19 protein-coding genes and 1 tRNA gene are annotated in these 18226 nt (G+C 70.9%); 8 read left to right on the forward strand and 12 right to left on the reverse strand.

Annotated features, from left to right (window positions below):
* The coding region (locus tag NS331_RS02075) for a TetR family transcriptional regulator C-terminal domain-containing protein (protein ID WP_193758029.1) at positions 1-217 on the forward strand (217 nt) is incomplete at its 5' end.
* 12 nt (positions 218-229) lie between these two features.
* Here NS331_RS02075 and rutF read toward each other — a convergent pair.
* Genes rutF through rutA form a run of 5 tightly spaced genes read right to left on the reverse strand, consistent with a single transcriptional unit; the run spans position 230 to position 3971 of the window.
* On the reverse strand, positions 230-775 hold the full coding sequence (gene rutF, locus NS331_RS02080) for an NADH-dependent FMN reductase RutF (RefSeq protein WP_058640377.1): 546 nt from the start codon (positions 773-775) through the stop codon (positions 230-232).
* A 46-nt stretch (positions 776-821) separates the two neighbouring features.
* Positions 822-1610: a pyrimidine utilization protein D gene (gene rutD, locus NS331_RS02085; protein ID WP_058640364.1), complete on the reverse strand. Its 789-nt coding sequence runs from the start codon at positions 1608-1610 to the stop codon at positions 822-824.
* Between the two features lie 8 nt (positions 1611-1618).
* Positions 1619-2011, reverse strand: a complete 393-nt coding sequence (gene rutC, locus NS331_RS02090; RefSeq protein WP_058640365.1) for a pyrimidine utilization protein C — start codon at positions 2009-2011, stop codon at positions 1619-1621.
* Between the two features lie 32 nt (positions 2012-2043).
* Positions 2044-2835, reverse strand: coding sequence for a pyrimidine utilization protein B (gene rutB / locus NS331_RS02095; protein WP_058640378.1), 792 nt, complete (start codon positions 2833-2835; stop codon positions 2044-2046).
* 14 nt (positions 2836-2849) lie between these two features.
* Complete coding sequence (rutA, locus tag NS331_RS02100; protein WP_058640366.1) at positions 2850-3971, reverse strand: pyrimidine utilization protein A; 1122 nt, start codon at positions 3969-3971, stop codon at positions 2850-2852.
* A gap of 211 nt (positions 3972-4182) precedes the next feature.
* Here rutA and NS331_RS02105 point away from each other — a divergent pair, with 211 nt between their 5' ends.
* The 3 genes from NS331_RS02105 (at position 4183) to NS331_RS02115 (ending at position 6266) form a co-directional block, all read left to right on the forward strand.
* The gene (locus NS331_RS02105) at positions 4183-4635 is read left to right on the forward strand and encodes a YybH family protein (protein WP_058640379.1); all 453 of its coding nucleotides are present in this window, start codon (positions 4183-4185) and stop codon (positions 4633-4635) included.
* A gap of 10 nt (positions 4636-4645) precedes the next feature.
* Positions 4646-5620: a YheT family hydrolase gene (locus tag NS331_RS02110; protein WP_058640367.1), complete on the forward strand. Its 975-nt coding sequence runs from the start codon at positions 4646-4648 to the stop codon at positions 5618-5620.
* 106 nt (positions 5621-5726) lie between these two features.
* Positions 5727-6266 (forward strand): DUF2946 family protein, encoded by a 540-nt coding sequence (locus tag NS331_RS02115; protein ID WP_058640380.1) that lies wholly within the window; start codon positions 5727-5729, stop codon positions 6264-6266.
* A 79-nt stretch (positions 6267-6345) separates the two neighbouring features.
* Here NS331_RS02115 and NS331_RS02120 read toward each other — a convergent pair whose 3' ends face one another.
* From NS331_RS02120 to NS331_RS02135, 4 genes are all read right to left on the reverse strand, one after another.
* Complete coding sequence (locus NS331_RS02120; RefSeq protein WP_058640368.1) at positions 6346-7005, reverse strand: c-type cytochrome; 660 nt, start codon at positions 7003-7005, stop codon at positions 6346-6348.
* 219 nt (positions 7006-7224) lie between these two features.
* On the reverse strand, positions 7225-8676 hold the full coding sequence (locus NS331_RS02125; protein ID WP_275936442.1) for an efflux transporter outer membrane subunit: 1452 nt from the start codon (positions 8674-8676) through the stop codon (positions 7225-7227).
* A complete protein-coding gene (locus NS331_RS02130; RefSeq protein WP_058640370.1) occupies positions 8669-11842 on the reverse strand; it encodes an efflux RND transporter permease subunit in 3174 nt (1057 codons plus the stop codon). Before NS331_RS02130 ends, NS331_RS02125 begins: the two co-directional genes overlap by 8 nt.
* Positions 11843-11892: 50 nt before the next feature.
* Positions 11893-13170 carry an efflux RND transporter periplasmic adaptor subunit gene (locus tag NS331_RS02135; RefSeq protein ID WP_058640371.1) on the reverse strand — a complete coding sequence of 426 codons (1278 nt, stop codon included), beginning with the start codon at positions 13168-13170 and terminating at the stop codon, positions 11893-11895.
* A gap of 178 nt (positions 13171-13348) precedes the next feature.
* On the opposite strand from NS331_RS02135, the gene NS331_RS02140 reads away from it, so the two are divergent.
* From NS331_RS02140 to NS331_RS02150, 3 genes are all read left to right on the forward strand, one after another.
* Positions 13349-14116: a TetR family transcriptional regulator gene (locus NS331_RS02140; protein WP_082702206.1), complete on the forward strand. Its 768-nt coding sequence runs from the start codon at positions 13349-13351 to the stop codon at positions 14114-14116.
* Positions 14073-14147 (forward strand) — tRNA-Arg (locus tag NS331_RS02145). Before NS331_RS02140 ends, NS331_RS02145 begins: the two co-directional genes overlap by 44 nt.
* A 147-nt stretch (positions 14148-14294) precedes the next feature.
* The gene (locus NS331_RS02150; RefSeq protein ID WP_058640372.1) at positions 14295-14753 is read left to right on the forward strand and encodes a Fur family transcriptional regulator; all 459 of its coding nucleotides are present in this window, start codon (positions 14295-14297) and stop codon (positions 14751-14753) included.
* A 37-nt stretch (positions 14754-14790) separates the two neighbouring features.
* Here the strand turns inward: NS331_RS02150 and zigA are convergent, their stop codons facing one another.
* The 3 genes from zigA to rsmI all read right to left on the reverse strand — a co-directional run bounded on the left by zigA (position 14791) and on the right by rsmI (position 17703).
* Positions 14791-16002, reverse strand: a complete 1212-nt coding sequence (gene zigA, locus NS331_RS02155; RefSeq protein WP_058640373.1) for a zinc metallochaperone GTPase ZigA — start codon at positions 16000-16002, stop codon at positions 14791-14793.
* Between the two features lie 184 nt (positions 16003-16186).
* Entirely contained in the window at positions 16187-16756 is a 570-nt protein-coding gene (locus NS331_RS02160) for a hypothetical protein (RefSeq protein ID WP_058640374.1), read from the reverse strand.
* Between the two features lie 2 nt (positions 16757-16758).
* The gene (gene rsmI, locus NS331_RS02165; protein ID WP_058640375.1) at positions 16759-17703 is read right to left on the reverse strand and encodes a 16S rRNA (cytidine(1402)-2'-O)-methyltransferase; all 945 of its coding nucleotides are present in this window, start codon (positions 17701-17703) and stop codon (positions 16759-16761) included.
* Position 17704: 1 nt separating this feature from the next.
* Here rsmI and NS331_RS02170 point away from each other — a divergent pair, with 1 nt between their 5' ends.
* Positions 17705-18103 (forward strand): YraN family protein, encoded by a 399-nt coding sequence (locus NS331_RS02170; RefSeq protein ID WP_058640376.1) that lies wholly within the window; start codon positions 17705-17707, stop codon positions 18101-18103.
* Positions 18104-18226 lie beyond the last annotated feature (123 nt).

Below are 18226 nucleotides of genomic sequence, written 5' to 3' on the forward strand. Positions count from 1 at the left end.
GGCCGAACACCAGGTGGTGCCGCACCACCTGGTGTTCGGCCTGTGGGCGCTGACGCAGCACTACGCCGACTTCGCGGTGCAGGTGCAGGCCATCGCCGGCCGCACGCTGCAGGATCCGGCGTTCTTCGAGGAAACGGTTGAGAACGTCCAGCGGCTGGTGCTGGACGGCATTTGTGTTCCGGCAGCCGAGGCCGTCGGGGCGCCGTCAGCCCCTTGAGGCCCGGTGCGATCAGTGCGCGGCGGACGGTGGCAGCAGGTCGTGGTAACGCCGGTCGAAGTAAACCAGCCCATGGGCCGCATCGCCGACGCGGACCGCATCCACTTCGCAGAACAGCACGTCGTGCGTCCCCACGGCGGTGCGGTTCACCACGCGGCATTCGAAGGTGGCGGCGGCCTCGGCCAGCACCGGCACGCCGCTCGCGCTGGCATGCCACTGGGCGGCGGCGAAGCGCTCGTCCATCGGCGTCTTGCCGCCGAACAGGTTGGACAGCGGCTGCTGCCCGGCGCCCAGCACGTTGACGCACAGCACGCCGTTGGCCTGGAACACCGGGTACACCGAGGCGCTGCGGTTGAGGCAGACCAGCAGCGTCGGCGGGTCGTCCGTCACGCTGCACACGGCCGAGGCGGTGAAGCCGGCGCGGCCCCCCGGCCCGTCGGTGGTGATGATGTTGACCGCCGCGCCCAGGCGGGCCATGGCGTTGCGGTAGTCGGCCCGCTCCGGCGGCACGGTGGCGGCCAGCAGTGCGGTGGGGGCGGGGATCGGGGCGGTGGACATCAGCATGGTTCGGGCGGGAAGAAGGCGTGGTTGCGATCCGTCTCGGTCAGGATTGCCGCGCCAGGAAGCCCAGCAGCGTGGCGTTGAAGCGCGCCGCATCGGTCGCGCTGTGCGCATGGCCGCCATGGGCGCTGCGGTCGAAGGTGGCCTGGGGCAGGCGCTCGGCCAGGCGAAGCGACATCGTCCACGGCACCAGCACGTCGTCCTGCGCGCAGGCGACCAGCGTGGGCGCGGCGATCTCGCCCAGGCGCGCATCGACGTCGAAGGCGCGCAGGGCGGCGATGCGGGCGCGCATGGTGGCCTCGGGCGGGAAGTGGGCGAAGGCATGGTCCACCTCGGCCTGCACCTCGTCCGCATGGGCGGCGGCCCAGTCGGCGGGGTAGAGGAAGATGGGCTGCGCCTCCACGTAGGCCCGCGGCCCGCAGGCGCCCAGCAGCGCCAGGCGGGCGTCGAAGCAGCGGGCCGAATGCGGGTTGGGCCGCGACCAGGCATTGACCAGCACCAGGCTGACCACGCGCGCCGGCGCGTCGAGCGCCAGCTGCAGGCCCACCAGGCCGCCCAGCGCATGGCCCACGAGGTGGCAGCACTCGGTGCCGGTGGCGTCCATCACCTCGGCCACGTCCTGCGCCATGTGGTCGATGCGGTAGCCGGCGGGCAGTTCGCCCGGGCTGCGGCCGGTGCCGCGCTGGTCGTAGGCCACCACGCGCCAGCCGGCCTCGACCAGCGCCGGGATCTGCGGCTTCCAGAAGCCGGCCGAGCCGCCCAGGCCCGAGGACAGCAGCACGCTGGGTGCGCCGGGGCGGCCTTCGCCGTGGACCTCGTGGTAGAGCGCCATGGTGCGCCTCAGGCCTTCTTGCCCACGTGGGCGATGGAGGCGATCTCCACCAGGGCGTCGGGCTTCACCAGGCCGCACTGGATGCAGTAGCGCGCCGGCTTGGTGCCCGGAAAGTACTCCGCGTACACCTTGTTGACCTGCGCATAGTTGGCCCAGTCGGTGACGAAGATCATGTTGAAGGTCACGTCGTCCATGGTGCCGCCGGCGGTCTCGATGACGCCCTTGATGGTCTCCAGCACGTGGCGCGTCTGCGCGGCAGCGTCGCCGACGTGCACCACGTTGTTGTCCTTGTCGAAGGGCAGGGTGCCCGAGACGTAGACCACGCCGTCGGCCAGCGTGCCGGGCACGAAGGGGGCGATGGGGGTGCCGGTGCCGGCGGGGATGATGGCTTCCTTGGGCATGAGAAAGGCTCCAGAGTGGGATGGGCGAGGGATCAGGCCGTAGCCGTCTCGGCGGTGGTCGGCGTGATGGCGGTTGCGGGCACGAGCGCGTGGCAGAACTGGTCCACCGTCGATACCCAGCCGAAGAAGGTCTCGACGTTGTAGACCGTGGCCTGCTGGATGGCCGCGCCGCCCAGCTCGTGGGTTGCGTCCTCCAGCATCAGCGAGAAGTACTCCAGGTGGAAGGCATCGCGCAGCGACGATTCCACGCACACGTTGGTGGCGATGCCGGTGAACACCAGGCTGCGGATGCCGCGGGCGCGCAGGCTGCTGTCGAGCGTGCTGTTGAAGAAGCCGCTGTAGCGGGTCTTGGGGATCACGAGGTCGCCGGCCTGCGGCTTCATCGCCTCGATGAGTTCGTAGTCCCAGCCGCCCTTGGCCAGGAAGCGGCCCTGCAGTTCGGGCTTGGCGCGCATGGTCTTGAGCGCGTTGGACTTGTGCCAGTTGGGCGAGCCGGGGCCGCCGGCTTCCACGTACTGCGCATCCCAGCCGTTCTGCAAAAAGACGACGAGCATGCCCGCCGCCCGCGCCGCCTCGATGGCGCGCACGATGCCGACGATGGTGCCCTGTGCGCCCGAGATGTCGAAGCCGGCCGAGTCCACGTAGCCGCCCAGCGAGGCATAGGCGTTCTGCATGTCGACCACGATGAGCGCGGTCTGCGTGGGAACGAGGGCCAGCGGCTCCGGCCGTGCGGGAATCACCGTGGGCGCCGGCGCGCCGGGCGCCTGGGGCGGGCCGACCGGCGTGGCCGAGCGCAGGGTGGTGTTCGTCTTGGTGTTGCTCATGGTGTCGTGCGCCTTCACGCGGCCAGTGCCTCGGGCGCGCCCACCTGCGAGGGCACGGGCGTGTCCACGTCCACGCGGCTCTTCATCAGCGGCTGGATGCGCTCGCCGAAGTCCTCCACGCCCTGCACGAAGTCGTCGAAGGTCAGCAGCACGCCCTCGGTGCCGGGCACCTCGGCCATCTCGTCCAGCATGCGGGCCACGCTGGCGTAGGAGCCCACCAGCGTGCCCATGTTGATGTTCACGGCCGAAGGCGAGGTGGCATCGGTCATCTGGCGCACGTTGGTGTCGCCGCCGGACTTGGTGTCGGCCGCACCCTGCTGGGCCATCCAGGCGATGGCCTCGGTGTCGGCGCCGGCCTTGTAGTGCTCCCACTTGGCGAAGGCGGCCTCGTCGGTTTCGTCGGCGATCACCATGATCAGCACGTAGGTCGTGACGTGGCGGCCGGTCTTGGCCGTGGCCTCGATCAGCTTCTGCGCGGCGGGCGCGAAAGCCTTGGGCGTGTTCACGCCCTTGCCGAAGCAGAAGTTGTAGTCGGCGTACTTGGCCGAGAAGGCCATGCCGGCGTCGCTCTGGCCGGCGCAGATCACCTTCATGTCCGCCTGCGGCTGTGGGCTCAGGCGGCAGTCGTCCATCTGGAAGTGGGCGCCCTTGAAGTCGGACTGGCCCTTGCCCCACAGGTCGCGCAGCACCTGGATGTACTCGGACAGGTATTCGTAGCGGGTGGAGAAGAACTCGTCGCCGGGCCACATGCCCATCTGCGAATACTCGGGCCGCTGCCAGCCGGTCACCAGGTTCAGGCCGAAGCGGCCATTGGAGATGCTGTCGATGGTCGAGGCCATGCGCGCCACGATGGCCGGCGGCATCACCAGCGAGGCGGCGGTGGCGAAGAGCTTGATCTTCGTCGTCACGGCCGCCAGGCCCGACATCAGCGTGAAGGACTCCAGGTTGTGGTCCCAGAACTCCGTCTTGCCGCCGAAGCCGCGCAGCTTGATCATGGACAGGGCGAAGTCCAGGCCGTAGTGCTCGGCCTTGAGCGTGATGGTCTTGTTGAGCTCGAAGCTGGGCTTGTACTGCGGCGCGTTCTGCGACAGCAGCCAGCCGTTGTTGCCGATGGGAATGAAGACGCCGACTTTCATGGGTGTGGACTCCGGATGGGGAATGCCGGCAGCGTTTGCATGCGCTGTGCCAATGGCGTTTTCCTGTTTCACATCAAAGACTTGATGAGGAAATGGCCACGCTGTTTTGACCAAATGGTCCAAAACGGTTCACGGCTTCCCGGCGGTGCGCGGCAAGGTGGTGCGCACCGTGCAGGACCGTGGTGCGCACAGGCGGCAGAATCCGGGGGCCATGCCCCGCAAAACCCGATACCCCGCCGCTCTGGGCGGCACCGCCGACGACCTGGAGGCCGCCTTCTACGACGCGCTGCAACGCGGCGACGTGGACGCGCTCATGGCCTGCTGGGCCGACGAGGAGGACGTGTTCTGCGTCCACCCCGGCGGCCCGCGGCTGGTGGGGGTCGCCGCCATCCGGTCCGCCTTCGAGCAGATGTTCGCCAACGGCGGAGCCATCCATGCCCGGCCCTCGCACGTGCGCCGCGTCGAGTCGCTCGGCGCGAGCGTGCACAACGTGCTGGAGCGCATCGAGGTGCTCACCGCCGAAGGGCCGCGCCATGCCTTCGTGCTGGCCACCAACGTCTATCTGAAGACCGAGCTGGGCTGGCGACTGGTGGCGCACCATGCCAGCCCCGGCACCTCGCGCGAGCCCGACGACGCCGTGGAGGCCCCGGGCCTGCTGCACTGAGAGGGGCCCCATGCAGGCCTTCGTCGCACCCCGCTGGCTGCCGGGCGGCAATGCCCAGACCATCTGGCCCGCCCTGTTCGGCCGCCGCTACACGGGTGCCGCCCCCGTCTACCGCCGGGAGCGCTGGGCGGCGCCGGACGGCGACTTCGTGGACGTGGACTTCCAGGACGCACCCGATCCGGCCACCGCGCCGCTGCTCGTGCTCTTCCATGGCCTCGAAGGCTCCTCGCGCAGCCACTATGCCGAGGCCCTGGCGGCCGTCGCGCGCGAACGCGGGCTGGGCTTCGCGGTGCCGCATTTCCGCGGCTGCAGCGGCGAACTGAACCTCGGGCCGCGCGCCTACCACTCGGGCGACCATGAGGAGGTGGGCTGGGTGCTGGCGCGCCTGCGTGCGCGCAGCCCGGCCGGCGTGTTCGCCGTGGGCGTCTCGCTGGGGGGCAATGCCTTGCTGCGCTGGGCCGAGGAAGCGGGCGACAGCGCGGCCGCCGTGGCGCAGGCGGTGGCCGGCGTCAGCGCCCCACTGGACCTGGCCGCCGGTGCCGAAGCCATCGGCCGCGGCTTCAACCGGCTGGTGTACGAGCGCATGTTCCTCTCGACCATGAAGCCCAAGGCGCTGGCCAAGCTGGCGCAGCACCCGGGCCTGTTCGACGCCGACCGGCTGCGCGCCGCCCGCCGGCTGCGCGACTTCGACAACATCTTTACCGCGCCGCTGCACGGTTTTGCCGGCGCGGCCGACTACTACGCCCGCGCGGCCGCCGGCCCGCGGTTGGGCGACATCCGCATTCCGGCGCTGGTGCTCAATGCGCGCAACGATCCCTTCGTGCCGGGCGACAGCCTGCCCGTGCCGCAGCAGCTGACCAACCCGCGCGTGACGCTGTGGCAACCGCGGCACGGCGGCCACGTCGGCTTTCCGCAGGGCGCCTGGCCCGGCCATGTGCGCACCATGCCGGAGGCGGTGGTGGACTGGTTGCTGGCCCATCGCTGAGGCGCCGCGCCCGGCCCTTGCTGCCGGCGTCGCTGTCGGCGCCGGCCCACCACCGATCGGGGCGGGCGTGACACCGCCGCGGCACACCGCGGCCGACAATGCCGCCATGGATGACATCGTCAAACAGGCCCTGGCCAAGTGGCCGAACGTGCCCCACTGCTACGGCTGGCTGGGGCTGGACATGCGTGGTCAGTGGTACATGCGCGACGACCCCACGCAGGCGGCAGGGCCCTTTCCGCAGAGCAAGGGCTCGCTGCTGCGGCACCACAAGCTCATCGATTTCATCCAGCGCAACTACGAGGCGGATGGCGAAGGGCAGTGGTTCTTCCAGAACGGGCCGCAGCGCGTCTACGTCGAACTGGAGGCGGCGCCCCTGGTCTGGCGCGTGATGGACGACTTCTCCATCCAGGCCCACACGGGGGCCACCGCCACGCGCGGCGCGGTGCTGCTCGACGAGGACGGGCGGCTCTACGTGGCGTCCGCGGCCGGCCTGGGCCTGGTGCACACGCAGGACATGGGGCTGGCGGCCGACGCGTTGGAGCAGGGCGCCTGGCCCGAGCCCGAAAGCGTGCGCGCCGCCGACCTGCCGGGCCGCTTCGGCTTCGTGCGCAGCCCGGCGGCCGCGCACGCGACGCCGCCGAACTGACACCTCGGCCTGCAAGCCCAGACGCAAAAAAGCCGGCAGATGCCGGCTTTTCTGTAGGGCTCGGCCCGAAGGCCCTGGGTCACTGCCTGGGTGCCGCGGCGGGTGCGGAAGCCGCCATGCCGGCGGGCGCCGGGGCAGCACCCGCGGCAGCCGGCGCGGAGGCGCCGTCGGCTGGCGCTGCAGCGGCGGGCGCGGCCGGCTCCTCGAACTTCGCGCCACCCGAATTCGCCATGTAGGCCACGGCGCGGCTGATCTCGACGTCGCCGAAGTCGCCACCGCCCTGCGGCGGCATGGCGCCCTTGCCCTTGAGGGCATGCTCGGTCAGCGTGGCCAGGCCCTGGCCGATGCGCGGGCCCCAGGCGGCGGCGTCGCCGAAATGCGGCGCACCCGGAATGCCGGGCGAGCCGTGGCAGGCCACGCACTGGGTCTTGAAGACGGTCTCGCCGGTGGCGAGCGGGCGGTTGGCATCGCGGATCTCGACCATGCCGACCTTGCGGATGCGCTCGGCGACGTCGCGGTCGCGCGCGTCCTGGCTCACGCCATAGAGGTTCATGCCTTCGCCGGTGGCGGCGCCCGACGGCTTGAGGCCGGACACCACATAGAACACCAGGCCCGCAATGACGAGGATGGGCACCACGAAACTGAAGAGCACCGCGAGCATCAGCTGCTTGGGATTCTTGATCGGACCCGTGTGGGCCTCTTCCGTGGCCGGAGCCGGGTTTTGCGCGCTCTCGCTCATCGCTGTCCTCGGTATCGGGGGCTATGGGGAAACAGCAAACGATTATATGGACGGGGGGTCTGCCGACAGGGCTCGGCCGACCCGGGATAAACCCCCGCACCGGGTCCGGAAACGCGCAGTGCTGATGCAGATCAGCGAAGGTGGGCGCGGCGCCGCGAGAGAGCCGGCGCCGCCCCGCCGCCCGGCGGCTCGACCGGCCCTCGGCGGCGCATCCGGGTCTCAGCGGCTCGCCCAGCCGCCGCCCAGCGTCTTGTAGAGCGTGACCTGGTTCTGCAGCAGCGCCAGCTGCGTCGTCACCGCCGTCTGGCGGGCGGTGAACTGCGAGCGCTGCGCGTCCAGCAGGTCGAGTGCGCTGGCCACGCCGTTGCGGTAGCGCAGGTCCGACAGGCGCAGGCGGGTGCCCTCCGCCTCGGCCTGGGCGCGCGCGGCGCGGGCCTGCTCGCCCAGCGTCTCGCGGCCGGCCAGGGCGTCGGCCACTTCGCGGAAGGCGGTCTGGATGCTCTTCTCGTACTGCGCCACGGCGATGTCGCGGCCGATGCGGGCCGAGGCCAGGTTGGCCGTGTTGGCGCCGCCGGTGAAGATCGGCAGCGTCAGGCTGGGCGCGAAGCTCCAGGCCTTGGTGCCGTCGCCGTTCCACAGGCCGGAGAACTCCGGGCTCACCCGGCCGACCGAGGTGGTCAGCGAGATGCGCGGGAAGAAGGCCGCCCGCGCCGCCCCGATGTTGGCATTGGCCGCCACCAGCTGCTGCTCGGCCGCGCGGATGTCCGGCCGCTCGGTCAGCAGGTCGGAGGGCAGGCCGGCCGGCACGTCGGGCATGGCGCGCACGGTGGCCAGGCCGCCGTTGTCGCCCGCCAGGCCGGCCAGGGCGCTGGCCGGCACCGGGGCACCCAGCAGCAACGCGAGGGCGTTCTCGTCCTGCTGGCGCAGCCGCTGCTGCTGCGCATAGGTGGCGCGGGCGCTTTCGGCCAGCGACACGGCGGACTGGTAGTCCAGCTCGGAGGCCACGCCGTTGTCGAAGCGCAGTTTGGTGAGCTTGAGCGTCTCTTCGCGGGTCGAGAGCGTCTGGCGGGTGATGGCCAGCAGCTCCTCGTCCGCGGCCAGCGTCAGCCAGCCGTTGGCCACCTGGGCCACCAGCGCGATCTGCGTGGCGCGGCGGGACTCTTCCGTGGCCAGCGCACGGGCCTGGGCCGCGGCGCTCAGGCTCTGGATGCGGCCGAAGAAGTCGATCTCCCAGGCGGTGATGCCCAGGCCCACCGAATAGCTTTCCGACACCTTCGGCGCCGAGGCGCTGAAGTTGCGGGCCGAGTTGGGTTCGGAGCGCGAACCCGAGGTGCTCAACCCCACGGTGGGAAAGAGCGCGCCGCGCTGCACGTCGAACTGCGCACGGGCCTGCTCGATGTTGAGCACGGCCACGCGCAGGTCGCGGTTGTTGCGCAGGGCGGTCTCGATCAGGCCGGCCAGGCGCGGGTCGGTGAAGAAGTCCTGCCAGGGCAGGTCCACCGCCGCCGTCGCGCCGGCGGGCTGCGCCGGATCGCCCGGGAAGGTGGTGGGCACCGGCGCGGCGGGCCGCTCGTAGGTGGGGATCAGCGAGCAGCCGCTCGCCAGCACGGCGACGGCCAGGGTGAGCGGTGCGAGGCGCAGCGTCTTCATCGTCTTGGAGTGATCAGCCATGGTTGTCGGCTCCGGATTCTTCCTCAATGCCCGCTTCCTGGGCATGGCGCTTGTTGAGTTCCTGCTGCCGCTTGCTGCCCTTGAACAGCGTGCGCACCACCACGAAGAAGATGGGCACGAAGAACACGGCCAGGGCCGTGCCCGTGACCATGCCGCCCAGCACGCCGGTGCCGATGGCGCGCTGGCTGGCGGAGCCCGCGCCCGATGCCAGGAACAGCGGCACCACGCCCAGGCCGAAGGCCAGCGAGGTCATGATGATCGGCCGGAAGCGCAGGTGGGCGGCTTCCAGCGCGGCGGCGATGGCACTCTTGCCCTGCGCCTGCAGGTCCTTGGCGAACTCGATGATCAGGATGGCGTTCTTCGCCGACAGGCCGATGATGGTGATCAGGCCCACCTGGAAGTACACGTCGTTCGAGTAGCCCCGCAGCAGCGTGCCCAGCAGCACGCCCAGCACGCCGAGCGGCACCACCAGGATCACCGACAGCGGGATCGACCAGCTTTCGTACAGCGCCGCCAGGCACAGGAACACCGCCAGGATGGCGAAGCCGTACAGGATGACCGCCTGCGAGCCGGCGAGCTTTTCTTCGCGCGACTGGCCCGTCCACTCGAAGCCGAAGCCCGGCGGCAGCTGGCCGGCCAGCTTCTCCATCTCGGCCATGGCGGCGCCCGAGCTGTAGCCGGGCGCGGCCTCGCCGCTGATGCGCATGGCCGGATAGCCGTTGTAGCGCACGGTCTGCTGCGCGCCCTTGATCCAGCGCGTGGTCGCGAAGGAGGCGAAAGGCACGGGCTGGCCCTGGGTGTTGGAGGCGTTCAGTCGCAGCAGGTCCTCGGGCTGCATGCGGGCCGGCGCGTCGGCCTGCACCACCACGCGCTGCAGCCGGCCGCGGTTCGGGAAGTCGTTGATGTAGCTCGAACCCAGCGAGGTCGACAGCGCCGTGTTGATGGCGTCGAAGTTGACGCCCAGGGCCTGCGCCTTGTCGCGGTCGATGTCGATCTGCAGCTGTGGCGCGTCTTCCAGGCCGTCGGGGCGCATCGCCGTCAGCACCGGGCTCTTCATCGCCATGCCCAGCAGCTGGTTGCGGGCGTTCACCAGCGCCTCGTGGCCCTGGCCCGAGCGGTCCTGCAGCCGGAAGCTGAAGCCGCTGGCCGAGCCCAGTTCGGGAATCGGCGGCGGGTTGAGCGGGTAGATGAAGGCATCGCGCACGCCCGACAGCGCACCGAAGGCGCGGCCGGCCAGCGCCGAGGCCGAGTTGGCCTCGCCCTCGCGCTCCTTCCAGTCTTTGAGCGTGACGAAGGCGATGCCCGCGTTCTGGCCCTGGCCCGAGAAGCTGAAGCCCAGCACGCCCACGATGCTCTGCACCTGCGGCTGCTTCAGCATGTAGCCCTCGACCTTCTCCATGACGGCCTCGGTGCGCTCCAGCGTGGCGCCCGGCGGCAGCTGCACGTTCACCAGGATGTTGCCCTGGTCTTCCTGCGGCAGGAAGGAGGTGGGCAGGCGCGAGTACACGAACACCACGCCGGCGATGATCGCCAGGTAGACGATCAGGTAGCGCGCGGCGCGGCGCAGCAGGCGCGACACGAAGCCCTCGTAGCCCTTGGCCGTGCGCGAGAAGCCGCGGTTGAACCAGCCGAAGAAGCCGCGCTTCTCATGATGGTGGCCGGCCTCGACCGGCTTGAGCAGCGTGGCGCACAGCGCCGGCGTGAGCGACAGCGCCATGAAGGCCGAGAAGGCGATCGAGGCCACCATCACCGCCGAGAACTGGCGGTAGATGTTGCCCGTGGAGCCGGCGAAGAAGGCCAGCGGCACGAACACCGAGATCAGCACCACGGTCACGCCGATGATGGCGCCCGAGATCTGCTGCATGGCCTTGCGCGTGGCCTGCAGGGGCGGCAGGCCTTCCTCGCTCATGATGCGCTCGACGTTCTCCACCACCACGATGGCGTCGTCCACCACGATGCCGATCACCAGCACCATGCCGAACATGGTCAGCACGTTGATCGAGAAGCCCAGCGCCAGCAGCGTGGCGAAGGTGCCCAGCAGTGCCACCGGCACCACCAGCGTCGGAATGAGCGTGTAGCGCCAGTTCTGCAGGAACAGGAACATCACCAGGAACACCAGCACCACGGCCTCGATAAGCGTTTCGACCACCTGGCTGATGGAGATGCTGATGAAGGCCGAGCTGTCGTAGGGAATGGAGTAGTTCACGCCCTCGGGGAAGAAGCGCTTGAGCTCGTCCATCTTGGCGCGCACGGCCTTGGCCGCCTGCAGCGCATTGCCCGAGGGCGACAGCTGCACGCCCAGGCCTACCGCCGGCTTGCCGTTCAGGCGCGCCGAGGTGGCGTAGCTCTGGCCGCCGATCTCGATGCGGGCCACGTCCTTGAGCCGCACGGTCGAGCCGTCGGCATTGGCGCGCAGCACGATGTTGCCGAACTGCTGCACCGACGACAGCTGGCCCTTGACCACCACCGTGGCCGCGATGGCCTGGCCGGTGACGTTGGGCAGGTCGCCGATGGTGCCGGAGGCCACCTGGGCGTTCTGGTTGCGGATGGCGGTGTTGACGTCGCTGGCGCTCAGGTTCAGGCCCTGCAGCTTGGCGGGGTCGATCCAGATGCGCATCGCCGTCTCGCTGCCGAAGAGCTGCACCTGGCCGATGCCGGGCACGCGCTGCAGTTCGGGCTGGATGTTGCGCGCCGCGTAGTCGCCCAGCTGCGTGGTGTCCACCGCCGGGTTGGTCGACGACAGCATCGTGAACAGCAGGAAGTTGTTGCGCGACTTGTCCACGCGCACACCCTGCTGGGTCACGGCCTGCGGCAGGCGCGGCGTCGCGCGCGACAGCCGGTTCTGCACGTCCACCTGCGCCAGGTCGGCATTGGTGCCGGGCTCGAAGGTCACGGTGATCGTGCCGGTGCCGTCCGCCTGCGCGACCGACTCCATGTAGATCAGGCCGGGCGAGCCGTTCATCTCGCGCTCGATGACGGCCAGGACGCTGTCTTCCAGCGTCTGGGCCGAGGCGCCGGGATAGGCGGTGCTGATGACGATGGCCGGCGGGGCCACCGGTGGGTACTGGGAGATCGGCAGCTGCGTGATCGCCACGCCGCCCATCACCAGGATGAACAGAGCGATCACCCACGCAAAGATGGGGCGATCGATGAAGAACTTGGCCATAGAAGTGCTCGCGTTCCTTCTTCGTGATCAGTCGGGGTTGCGGGCCGGCGTCATTGCTTGGCCGGTGCAGCCGCGGGGGCCGATGCGGCGGCGGCGGGCGCGGCCGCGGCCGCGGCCGTCGTCGGCGGCTGCCAGGGCACGGCCTTCACCGGCGTGTTCGGCGGCAGCATCTGCAGCTTCTGGAAGCCGTCCACCATCACCTGCTCGCCTTCCTTGAGGCCGTCGGTGACGATCCAGCGGTTGTCCTTGCCGGCGGTGATCTTCACGTTGCGCTTCGACAGCTTGCCGTCCGCGCCGACGATGGTCACGGTGTCGCCCTGCTCGGTGCGCGTGACGGCCTGCTGCGGCACGCTGATGGCCTTGTCGACCTGGGCCTGCTCGGTCTTCACCCGCACATACATGCCGGGCAGCAGCTCGCCCTTGGGGTTGGGCACTTCGGCGCGCAGGGTGATCTGGCCGGTGGTCGGGTCCACCGTCAGGTCGGAGAAGAGCAGGCGGCCGCGCTGGGCGAACTCGGTGCCGTCCTCCAGCACCACGCGCACCTCGGCGGCGTCCGGCCCGCTGGCGCGCTGCAGCTGGCCCCGCGCCATGGCGCGGCGCATGCGCATCACCTCGGTGGCCGACTGTGTGAAGTTCACGTACAGCGGATCGATCTGCTGGATGGTCGCCAGCGGGGTCGCCTCGCCCTGGCCCACCAGCGCGCCTTCGGTCACCAGGGCACGGCCGATGCGGCCGGAGATGGGCGCCGTCACGGTGGCGTAGCCCACGCTGATGCGCGCGGTGGTCACGCTGGCGCGGCTGGCCTGCACGTCGGCCTCGGCGGCCTTCTGCGAGGCGACGGCGTTCGCATAGTCCTGCTTGCTCACGGCATTGGCCTCGACCAGCGGCTTGTAGCGCTCGGCCAGGGCCTTGGCCTGGGCCGCATTGGCTTCGGCGCGGGCGAGCGAGGCCTCGGCGCTGCGCAGCGTGGCCTCGTACGGCGCGGGGTCGATGCGGAACAGCGGCTGGCCGGCCTTAACGTCGCTGCCTTCGCGGAAGACGCGCTTGAGCAGGATGCCGGCGGCGCGGGCGCGCACCTCGGCCACGCGCGAGGCCTCGAGCCGGCCGGGCAGTTCGGTCACCAGGCCGATCTCGCCGGCCTTGGCCACCACCACACCGACCTCGGGCGGCGGCATGCCGCCGCCGGGCGGGCCGCCAGCGGGCGCTGCGGCTTCCTTCTTGCCGCAGGCCACCAGGGCCAGGCTCAGCAGCACGGCCGTGGCGGCCAGGGTGAGGGAGACGCCGCGGCGAAGCGGCAGACGACGGGCAGCAACATGCGAAGCAGGCATGCGGATCCTCTTGTGATGGGACTGGAACGGGAGGCTGGCAACGGCGCTGCCGGGCTGTGCCATAGGCGACAGCCGGCAGCCGAAAGCTTGCCGAGGCAGCTAGTTTACATACATTCTTGAATGTATAGTGAGCGGCCTCACGTTTCGGTTTATTTCGTTTTCTTGCCAAGGAGAGCTCGTGGTACGGCGCACCAAGGAAGAGGCCCTGGCGACACGGCACCGCCTGCTCGATGCTGCGGAGCGGTTGTTTCAGGCCCGTGGCGTGTCCAGCACGTCGCTGCAGCAGATCGCCGAGGAGGCCGGGGCCACGCGCGGTGCCGTCTACTGGCATTTCAAGGACAAGGCGGACCTGTTCAACGCCATGATGGAGCGCGTCACGCTGCCCATGGAAAAGGGCATCCGCCAGGCGGCCGAGCCGGTAGGCGTGGATCCGCTGGACCTCATCGAGAGCGGCATGCAGCAGGCGCTGCAGCTCATCGCCGGTGACCCGCAGGTGCGCCGTGTGTTCCAGATCGCCGTGCACAAGGTCGAGTACACCGACGAGATGGCCTCGGTGCAGCAGCGTCACCTGAGCGCGCGCGATGCCTGCGTGGCCGATTTCGAGAAGGCGCTGCGGCTGGCTGCGCGGCTGCGGCGGCAGCGTCTGCCGCTGCCCGCGCGGATGGCGGCGCAGGGCCTGCATGCGCTGATGTCGGGCCTGATCGACGACTGGCTGCTCGATCCGGCGGCCTTCGACCTGGTGCCCGCGGGCCGCCGGCTGTTCGGCGTGTACCTGGCCGGCCTGGGCCTGCCGCGCGAGCTGCCTGCGGCAGCGCCTGCCTCGCCGCTGGAGAGGCTCGAGACTCCCGGCCACCGAAGATCGGTCATAATGCCGGGTTCGCGGCCGAGCCCGGCGCGACTTCCTCGCCGTATTTCAACGGATAGAATTCGGCCCTCCGAAGGCTGAGATCCAGGTTCGATTCCTGGCGGCGGGACCAGACAAAATCAAAAAAGCCCGGAAGCGTGCAAGCGCTTCCGGGCTTTTTCTTGGCCCGCCGCACCCGGCGGGGACGTGCCTGCGGCCGCTGTCGAGTGCCCCGCAGCGCCTGCACGTGCCCTGCCCCGGGGACTAAACTGCGCCGCCCGTGACCTCCGCCGCCCGCTCCACCGTTTCCGCCACCGACTGGCAAGCCCTGCTGCATGCGCACGGCCTGCGCGTCACGCGCGCGGCGGTGTCGGTGCTGGCGGTGCTGTCCGCCCAGTCCGCGGCCCTCACGCACGAAGAGGTGCTGGCCACCTGCCGGCTGGCGAGCGAGGCCGGCTTCGACCGCGTCACCGTCTACCGCGTGCTCGACCGGCTCACGCAGGCCGGGCTGGCCGACCGGCTGATGGGCTCGGACGGCGTCGCCCGCTTCATGCTGCACGACGCGCAGTCCAGCCAGCTCTTCGAATGCGAGGCCTGCCACCGGCTGCAAAGCCTGCCGGAGGACGCGGAACTGCAGGCCGTGCTCGAACGCCTGAGCCGCTCGCTGCGCCGCCGCGGCATGAAGCCGAGCGAGAGCGCACTGCGCATCCGCGGCACCTGCGCCGACTGCCGGCACTGATCTGCCCGGCGCGCGGGCAGGGCGCACCACTTCGCCATCATTCCCAGACCGGGAAGGGGTCGGCCAGGCCGAGCCAGGCCTGCGGGCCCAGCGCCATCTCCGCGTCGGTGAGCAGGCAGGCGTCGAGCCGGGCGCGCAGCGCGGCTTCGTCCATGCCCATGCCGATCAGCACCAGTTCCTGGCGCGCGTCGCCCACCTCGGGGGCCCAGTTCTTCTCGATGGCGGCGACGGCCTCGGGGTCGGTCGGCCAGTGCTCGCGCGGGATGGCGGCCCACCAGTAACCTGCCGGGCCATGGCGCGCCACGGCGCCGGCCTGCGACCACGAGCCGGCAAAGGTCGGCCGGCTGGCCAGCCAGAAGAAGCCCTTGGAGCGCACCACGCCCGGCCATTCGCTTTCCACCCAGTCGAAGAAGCGCTGCGGATGCAGCGGGCGGCGCGACCGCCAGCAGAAACTGTCGATGCCATAGGCCTCGGTTTCCGGCGTGTGCGTGCCGCGCAGTTCCTGCAGCCAGCCCGGCGCCTCGGCGGCCTGGTCGAAGTCGAACAGGCCGGTGTCCAGCACCCGCGCCAGCGGCACGCGGCCGAACTGGCTGAGCTCGATGCGGGCCCGCGGGTTGAGGCCGCGCAGGATGGCCAGCAGGCGCTCGCGTTCCAGATCGTCCACCAGGTCGGTCTTGTTCAGCACCAGCACGTCGCAGAACTCGATCTGCTCCACCAGCAGGTCGACCACCGTGCGCTGGTCCTCCTCGCCCAGGGATTCGCCGCGCGAGCGCAGGCTGTCGCGCGAGCCGTAGTCGCGCAGGAAGTTGCAGGCATCGACCACGGTCACGAGCGTGTCCAGCCGGGCCACGTCGTCCAGCCTGCGGCCGTCCTCGCCGGCGAAGGTGAAGGTCTCGGCCACGGGCAGCGGTTCGGAGATGCCGGTCGATTCGATGACGATCTGGTCGAAGCGGCCTTCGCGCGCCAGGCGTTCGACCTCGATCAGCAGGTCCTCGCGCAGCGTGCAGCAGATGCAGCCGTTGCTCATCTCGACCAGTTTCTCCTCGGTGCGTGCCAGGCTGGCGCCGCCCTGGCGCACCAGCTGGGCGTCGATGTTCACCTCCGACATGTCGTTGACGATGACGGCGATGCGGCGGCCCTCGCGGTTGTTCAGGATGTGGTTGAGCAGCGTGGTCTTGCCGGCGCCCAGGAAGCCGGAAAGAACGGTGACGGGCAGGCGCGGCGGGGTGGGGGCCAGGATGTCGGACATGCGGGGGGCTCCAGGTCGGTGGGCATCCTTCGGCAAGGATGGCCTTTAGTGCAACAGAATTGCATTCTATGAAGATGCAATGCGGTTGCATCATCGGCCTGGCGTCCGGCGGCCCAGAGGCTGCGTCGGACGTGCAAAAAAAGAAACCCGCCGAAGCGGGTCAAGGCAGCCCTCGAGGGGAGGATCAAGCGTCGTGAAGCCGGGCTGCCGACGCAGTGTGGGGTGCGATCTGGGAGGAATCTGGTGGTGCCGCCGCCCACCGGGCGAAGCCGAGGTGGTGCATCAGCTCGCGCAGCACCAGGATGGCGGCGGTGGACGCGCCATCCTCCGGCAGCCCGGCGCCCGGCCGGCCGAGGGCGACGGCCGCGAATTGCTGGAAGAGCGCTTCCACGTCCTCGCGGGTGTCGCCGCCCACGAGCGGCAGCACGCGCGCGAAGCCGCCCGTCGGCCACAGGACGCGGTCGGCGGGCAAGGGCGGGTGCGGGCGCATCAGGGCGTCTTCGACGGTGTCGATGGCGGCTTCGAGCTCCGCCGGCCGCGCCGGCTGGTGGCGGAAGTGCGCGCGGCCCAGCGTGCGCGAGCCGATCGGCAGGCGGTGCGCCTGCAGTGTCCCGTCCTGCAGCCAGGCCAGCAGCAGTTCGTCGTCGTCCAGCGCGGCCAGCACGGGCGTGCCGGCATGCGGCCAGCGGGCCAGCCGGGTGGCGGCTTTGGCATCGCCGAGCGGGGTGGCGGGCGATGGGGCGTCGGCGGCCATGCTCATTCTTCTTCCGCGCTGCGCCAGGCGAGGGCCTGGGCGTACAGCGCATTGCGCGGCGCGCCGGTGATGTCGGCCGCCAGCCGGGCCGCACTCTTGAGCGGCAGTTCGGCCAGCAGCAGCCGCAGCACGCGTTCGGCCTCGGCACCCACGCCGTCGCCGGCCGCGGCGGCGGGCTGCGGATGCAGCAGCAGCGCGAATTCGCCCCGCGTGCGTTGCGCGCCGGCGCCGAGCCAGTCCGCCAGCGTCTGGGCCGGCACGGTGGCGATCTCCTCGAACTGCTTGGTCAGCTCGCGGCCCACCGTCACCGGCCGGGCGCCCAGCACGGCCAGCGCGCGCGCCAGGGCCTCGATGCGGTGCGGCGCCTCCAGCAGCACCACGGCGCGGGTCTCGCCGGCCAGGGCCTGCACGGCGGCATCGCGCTCGCCGGCCTTGGCGGGCGGGAAGCCGGCGAAGACGAAGGCGCCGCCACGGGCGTCGTCGTGCGCGCCGGCGGCGCTGAGCAGGGTGGTCACGCTGGACGGCCCGGGAATCGGCAGCACCCGCTGGCCCGCCGCCCGCACGGCCGCGGCCAGGCGGGCGCCGGGGTCGCTCACGCCCGGTGTGCCGGCGTCGCTCACGTAGGCGATGCGCTGGCCGTCGCCGAGGCGCGCGATCACGGCCTGCGCAGCCTCGGCCTCGTTGTGCTGGTGCACGGCCAGCAGCTGGCCGCCGGGCCGGTCGATGCCGCAGGCGCGCAGCAGCTGGTGGGTGTGGCGCGTGTCCTCGCAGGCGATGGCATCGACCAGCTGCAGCACGTGCAGCGCGCGCAGCGACAGGTCGGCCAGGTTGCCGATGGGCGTGGCCACGACGTAGAGGGTGCCCTGCGGATAATGCTGGCCGCCGGCCGCATCGCGGGCGGCGAGCACAGCGGCGCCGAAAGAAGCAGCCGAGGGAAGGGTGTTCAAGATGGGTCTTCTTCCGTTCAAGCGGGGCGCGCCTGCGGCGCCGCCGACCACCACCAAGCGCCTGGGCGACGCCGCCGAGGACGCCGCGCTGGCGCACCTGCGCCGGGCCGGCCTGCGGCTGGTGGCCCGCAATTATCGAACCCCGGGCCGCGGCGGCGGCGAGGTGGACCTGATCATGCGCGAGCCCGACGGCACGCTGGTCTTCGTCGAGGTGCGCAGCCGCTCGCGCGCCAGCCACGGCGGGGCCGGCGCCAGCATCACCTTCGCCAAGCGGCGCCGCATCATCTTCGCCGCGCGGCATTACCTGATGCGGTTGCCCGCGCCGCCGCCCTGCCGCTTCGATGCGGTGCTCGTCGAGGACGAGATCCGCTGGCTGCGCGGCGCCTTCATGCTGGAGTGAGGCCCAGGCTGCCCGTCGTCCGCGGGACCGGGCCCAGGCCAGGGCGGCCGCGACGACTTGTTGCCAACGGACGGGAACCTGACGCCGCGGCGGCAGTCGCAGGCTGGGCCCTGGGCCCTGGGC

Source organism: Pseudacidovorax intermedius (genome assembly GCF_001476815.1).
GTDB lineage: Bacteria > Pseudomonadota > Gammaproteobacteria > Burkholderiales > Burkholderiaceae_C > Xenophilus > Xenophilus intermedius_A.

What these genes read in the sequence shown, in the direction of transcription:
- rutF (WP_058640377.1), bottom strand. Translation starts at nt 775, where the DNA reads ATGTCCACCGCCCCGATCCCCGCCCCCACCGCACTGCTGGCCGCCACC.
- rutD (WP_058640364.1), bottom strand. Translation starts at nt 1,610, where the DNA reads ATGGCGCTCTACCACGAGGTCCACGGCGAAGGCCGCCCCGGCGCACCC.
- rutC (WP_058640365.1), bottom strand. Translation starts at nt 2,011, where the DNA reads ATGCCCAAGGAAGCCATCATCCCCGCCGGCACCGGCACCCCCATCGCC.
- rutB (WP_058640378.1), bottom strand. Translation starts at nt 2,835, where the DNA reads ATGAGCAACACCAAGACGAACACCACCCTGCGCTCGGCCACGCCGGTC.
- rutA (WP_058640366.1), bottom strand. Translation starts at nt 3,971, where the DNA reads ATGAAAGTCGGCGTCTTCATTCCCATCGGCAACAACGGCTGGCTGCTG.
- NS331_RS02105 (WP_058640379.1), top strand. Translation starts at nt 4,183, where the DNA reads ATGCCCCGCAAAACCCGATACCCCGCCGCTCTGGGCGGCACCGCCGAC.
- NS331_RS02110 (WP_058640367.1), top strand. Translation starts at nt 4,646, where the DNA reads ATGCAGGCCTTCGTCGCACCCCGCTGGCTGCCGGGCGGCAATGCCCAG.
- NS331_RS02115 (WP_058640380.1), top strand. Translation starts at nt 5,727, where the DNA reads ATGGATGACATCGTCAAACAGGCCCTGGCCAAGTGGCCGAACGTGCCC.
- NS331_RS02120 (WP_058640368.1), bottom strand. Translation starts at nt 7,005, where the DNA reads ATGAGCGAGAGCGCGCAAAACCCGGCTCCGGCCACGGAAGAGGCCCAC.
- NS331_RS02125 (WP_275936442.1), bottom strand. Translation starts at nt 8,676, where the DNA reads ATGGCTGATCACTCCAAGACGATGAAGACGCTGCGCCTCGCACCGCTC.
- NS331_RS02130 (WP_058640370.1), bottom strand. Translation starts at nt 11,842, where the DNA reads ATGGCCAAGTTCTTCATCGATCGCCCCATCTTTGCGTGGGTGATCGCT.
- NS331_RS02135 (WP_058640371.1), bottom strand. Translation starts at nt 13,170, where the DNA reads ATGCCTGCTTCGCATGTTGCTGCCCGTCGTCTGCCGCTTCGCCGCGGC.
- zigA (WP_058640373.1), bottom strand. Translation starts at nt 16,002, where the DNA reads ATGTCCGACATCCTGGCCCCCACCCCGCCGCGCCTGCCCGTCACCGTT.
- NS331_RS02160 (WP_058640374.1), bottom strand. Translation starts at nt 16,756, where the DNA reads ATGGCCGCCGACGCCCCATCGCCCGCCACCCCGCTCGGCGATGCCAAA.
- NS331_RS02170 (WP_058640376.1), top strand. Translation starts at nt 17,705, where the DNA reads ATGGGTCTTCTTCCGTTCAAGCGGGGCGCGCCTGCGGCGCCGCCGACC.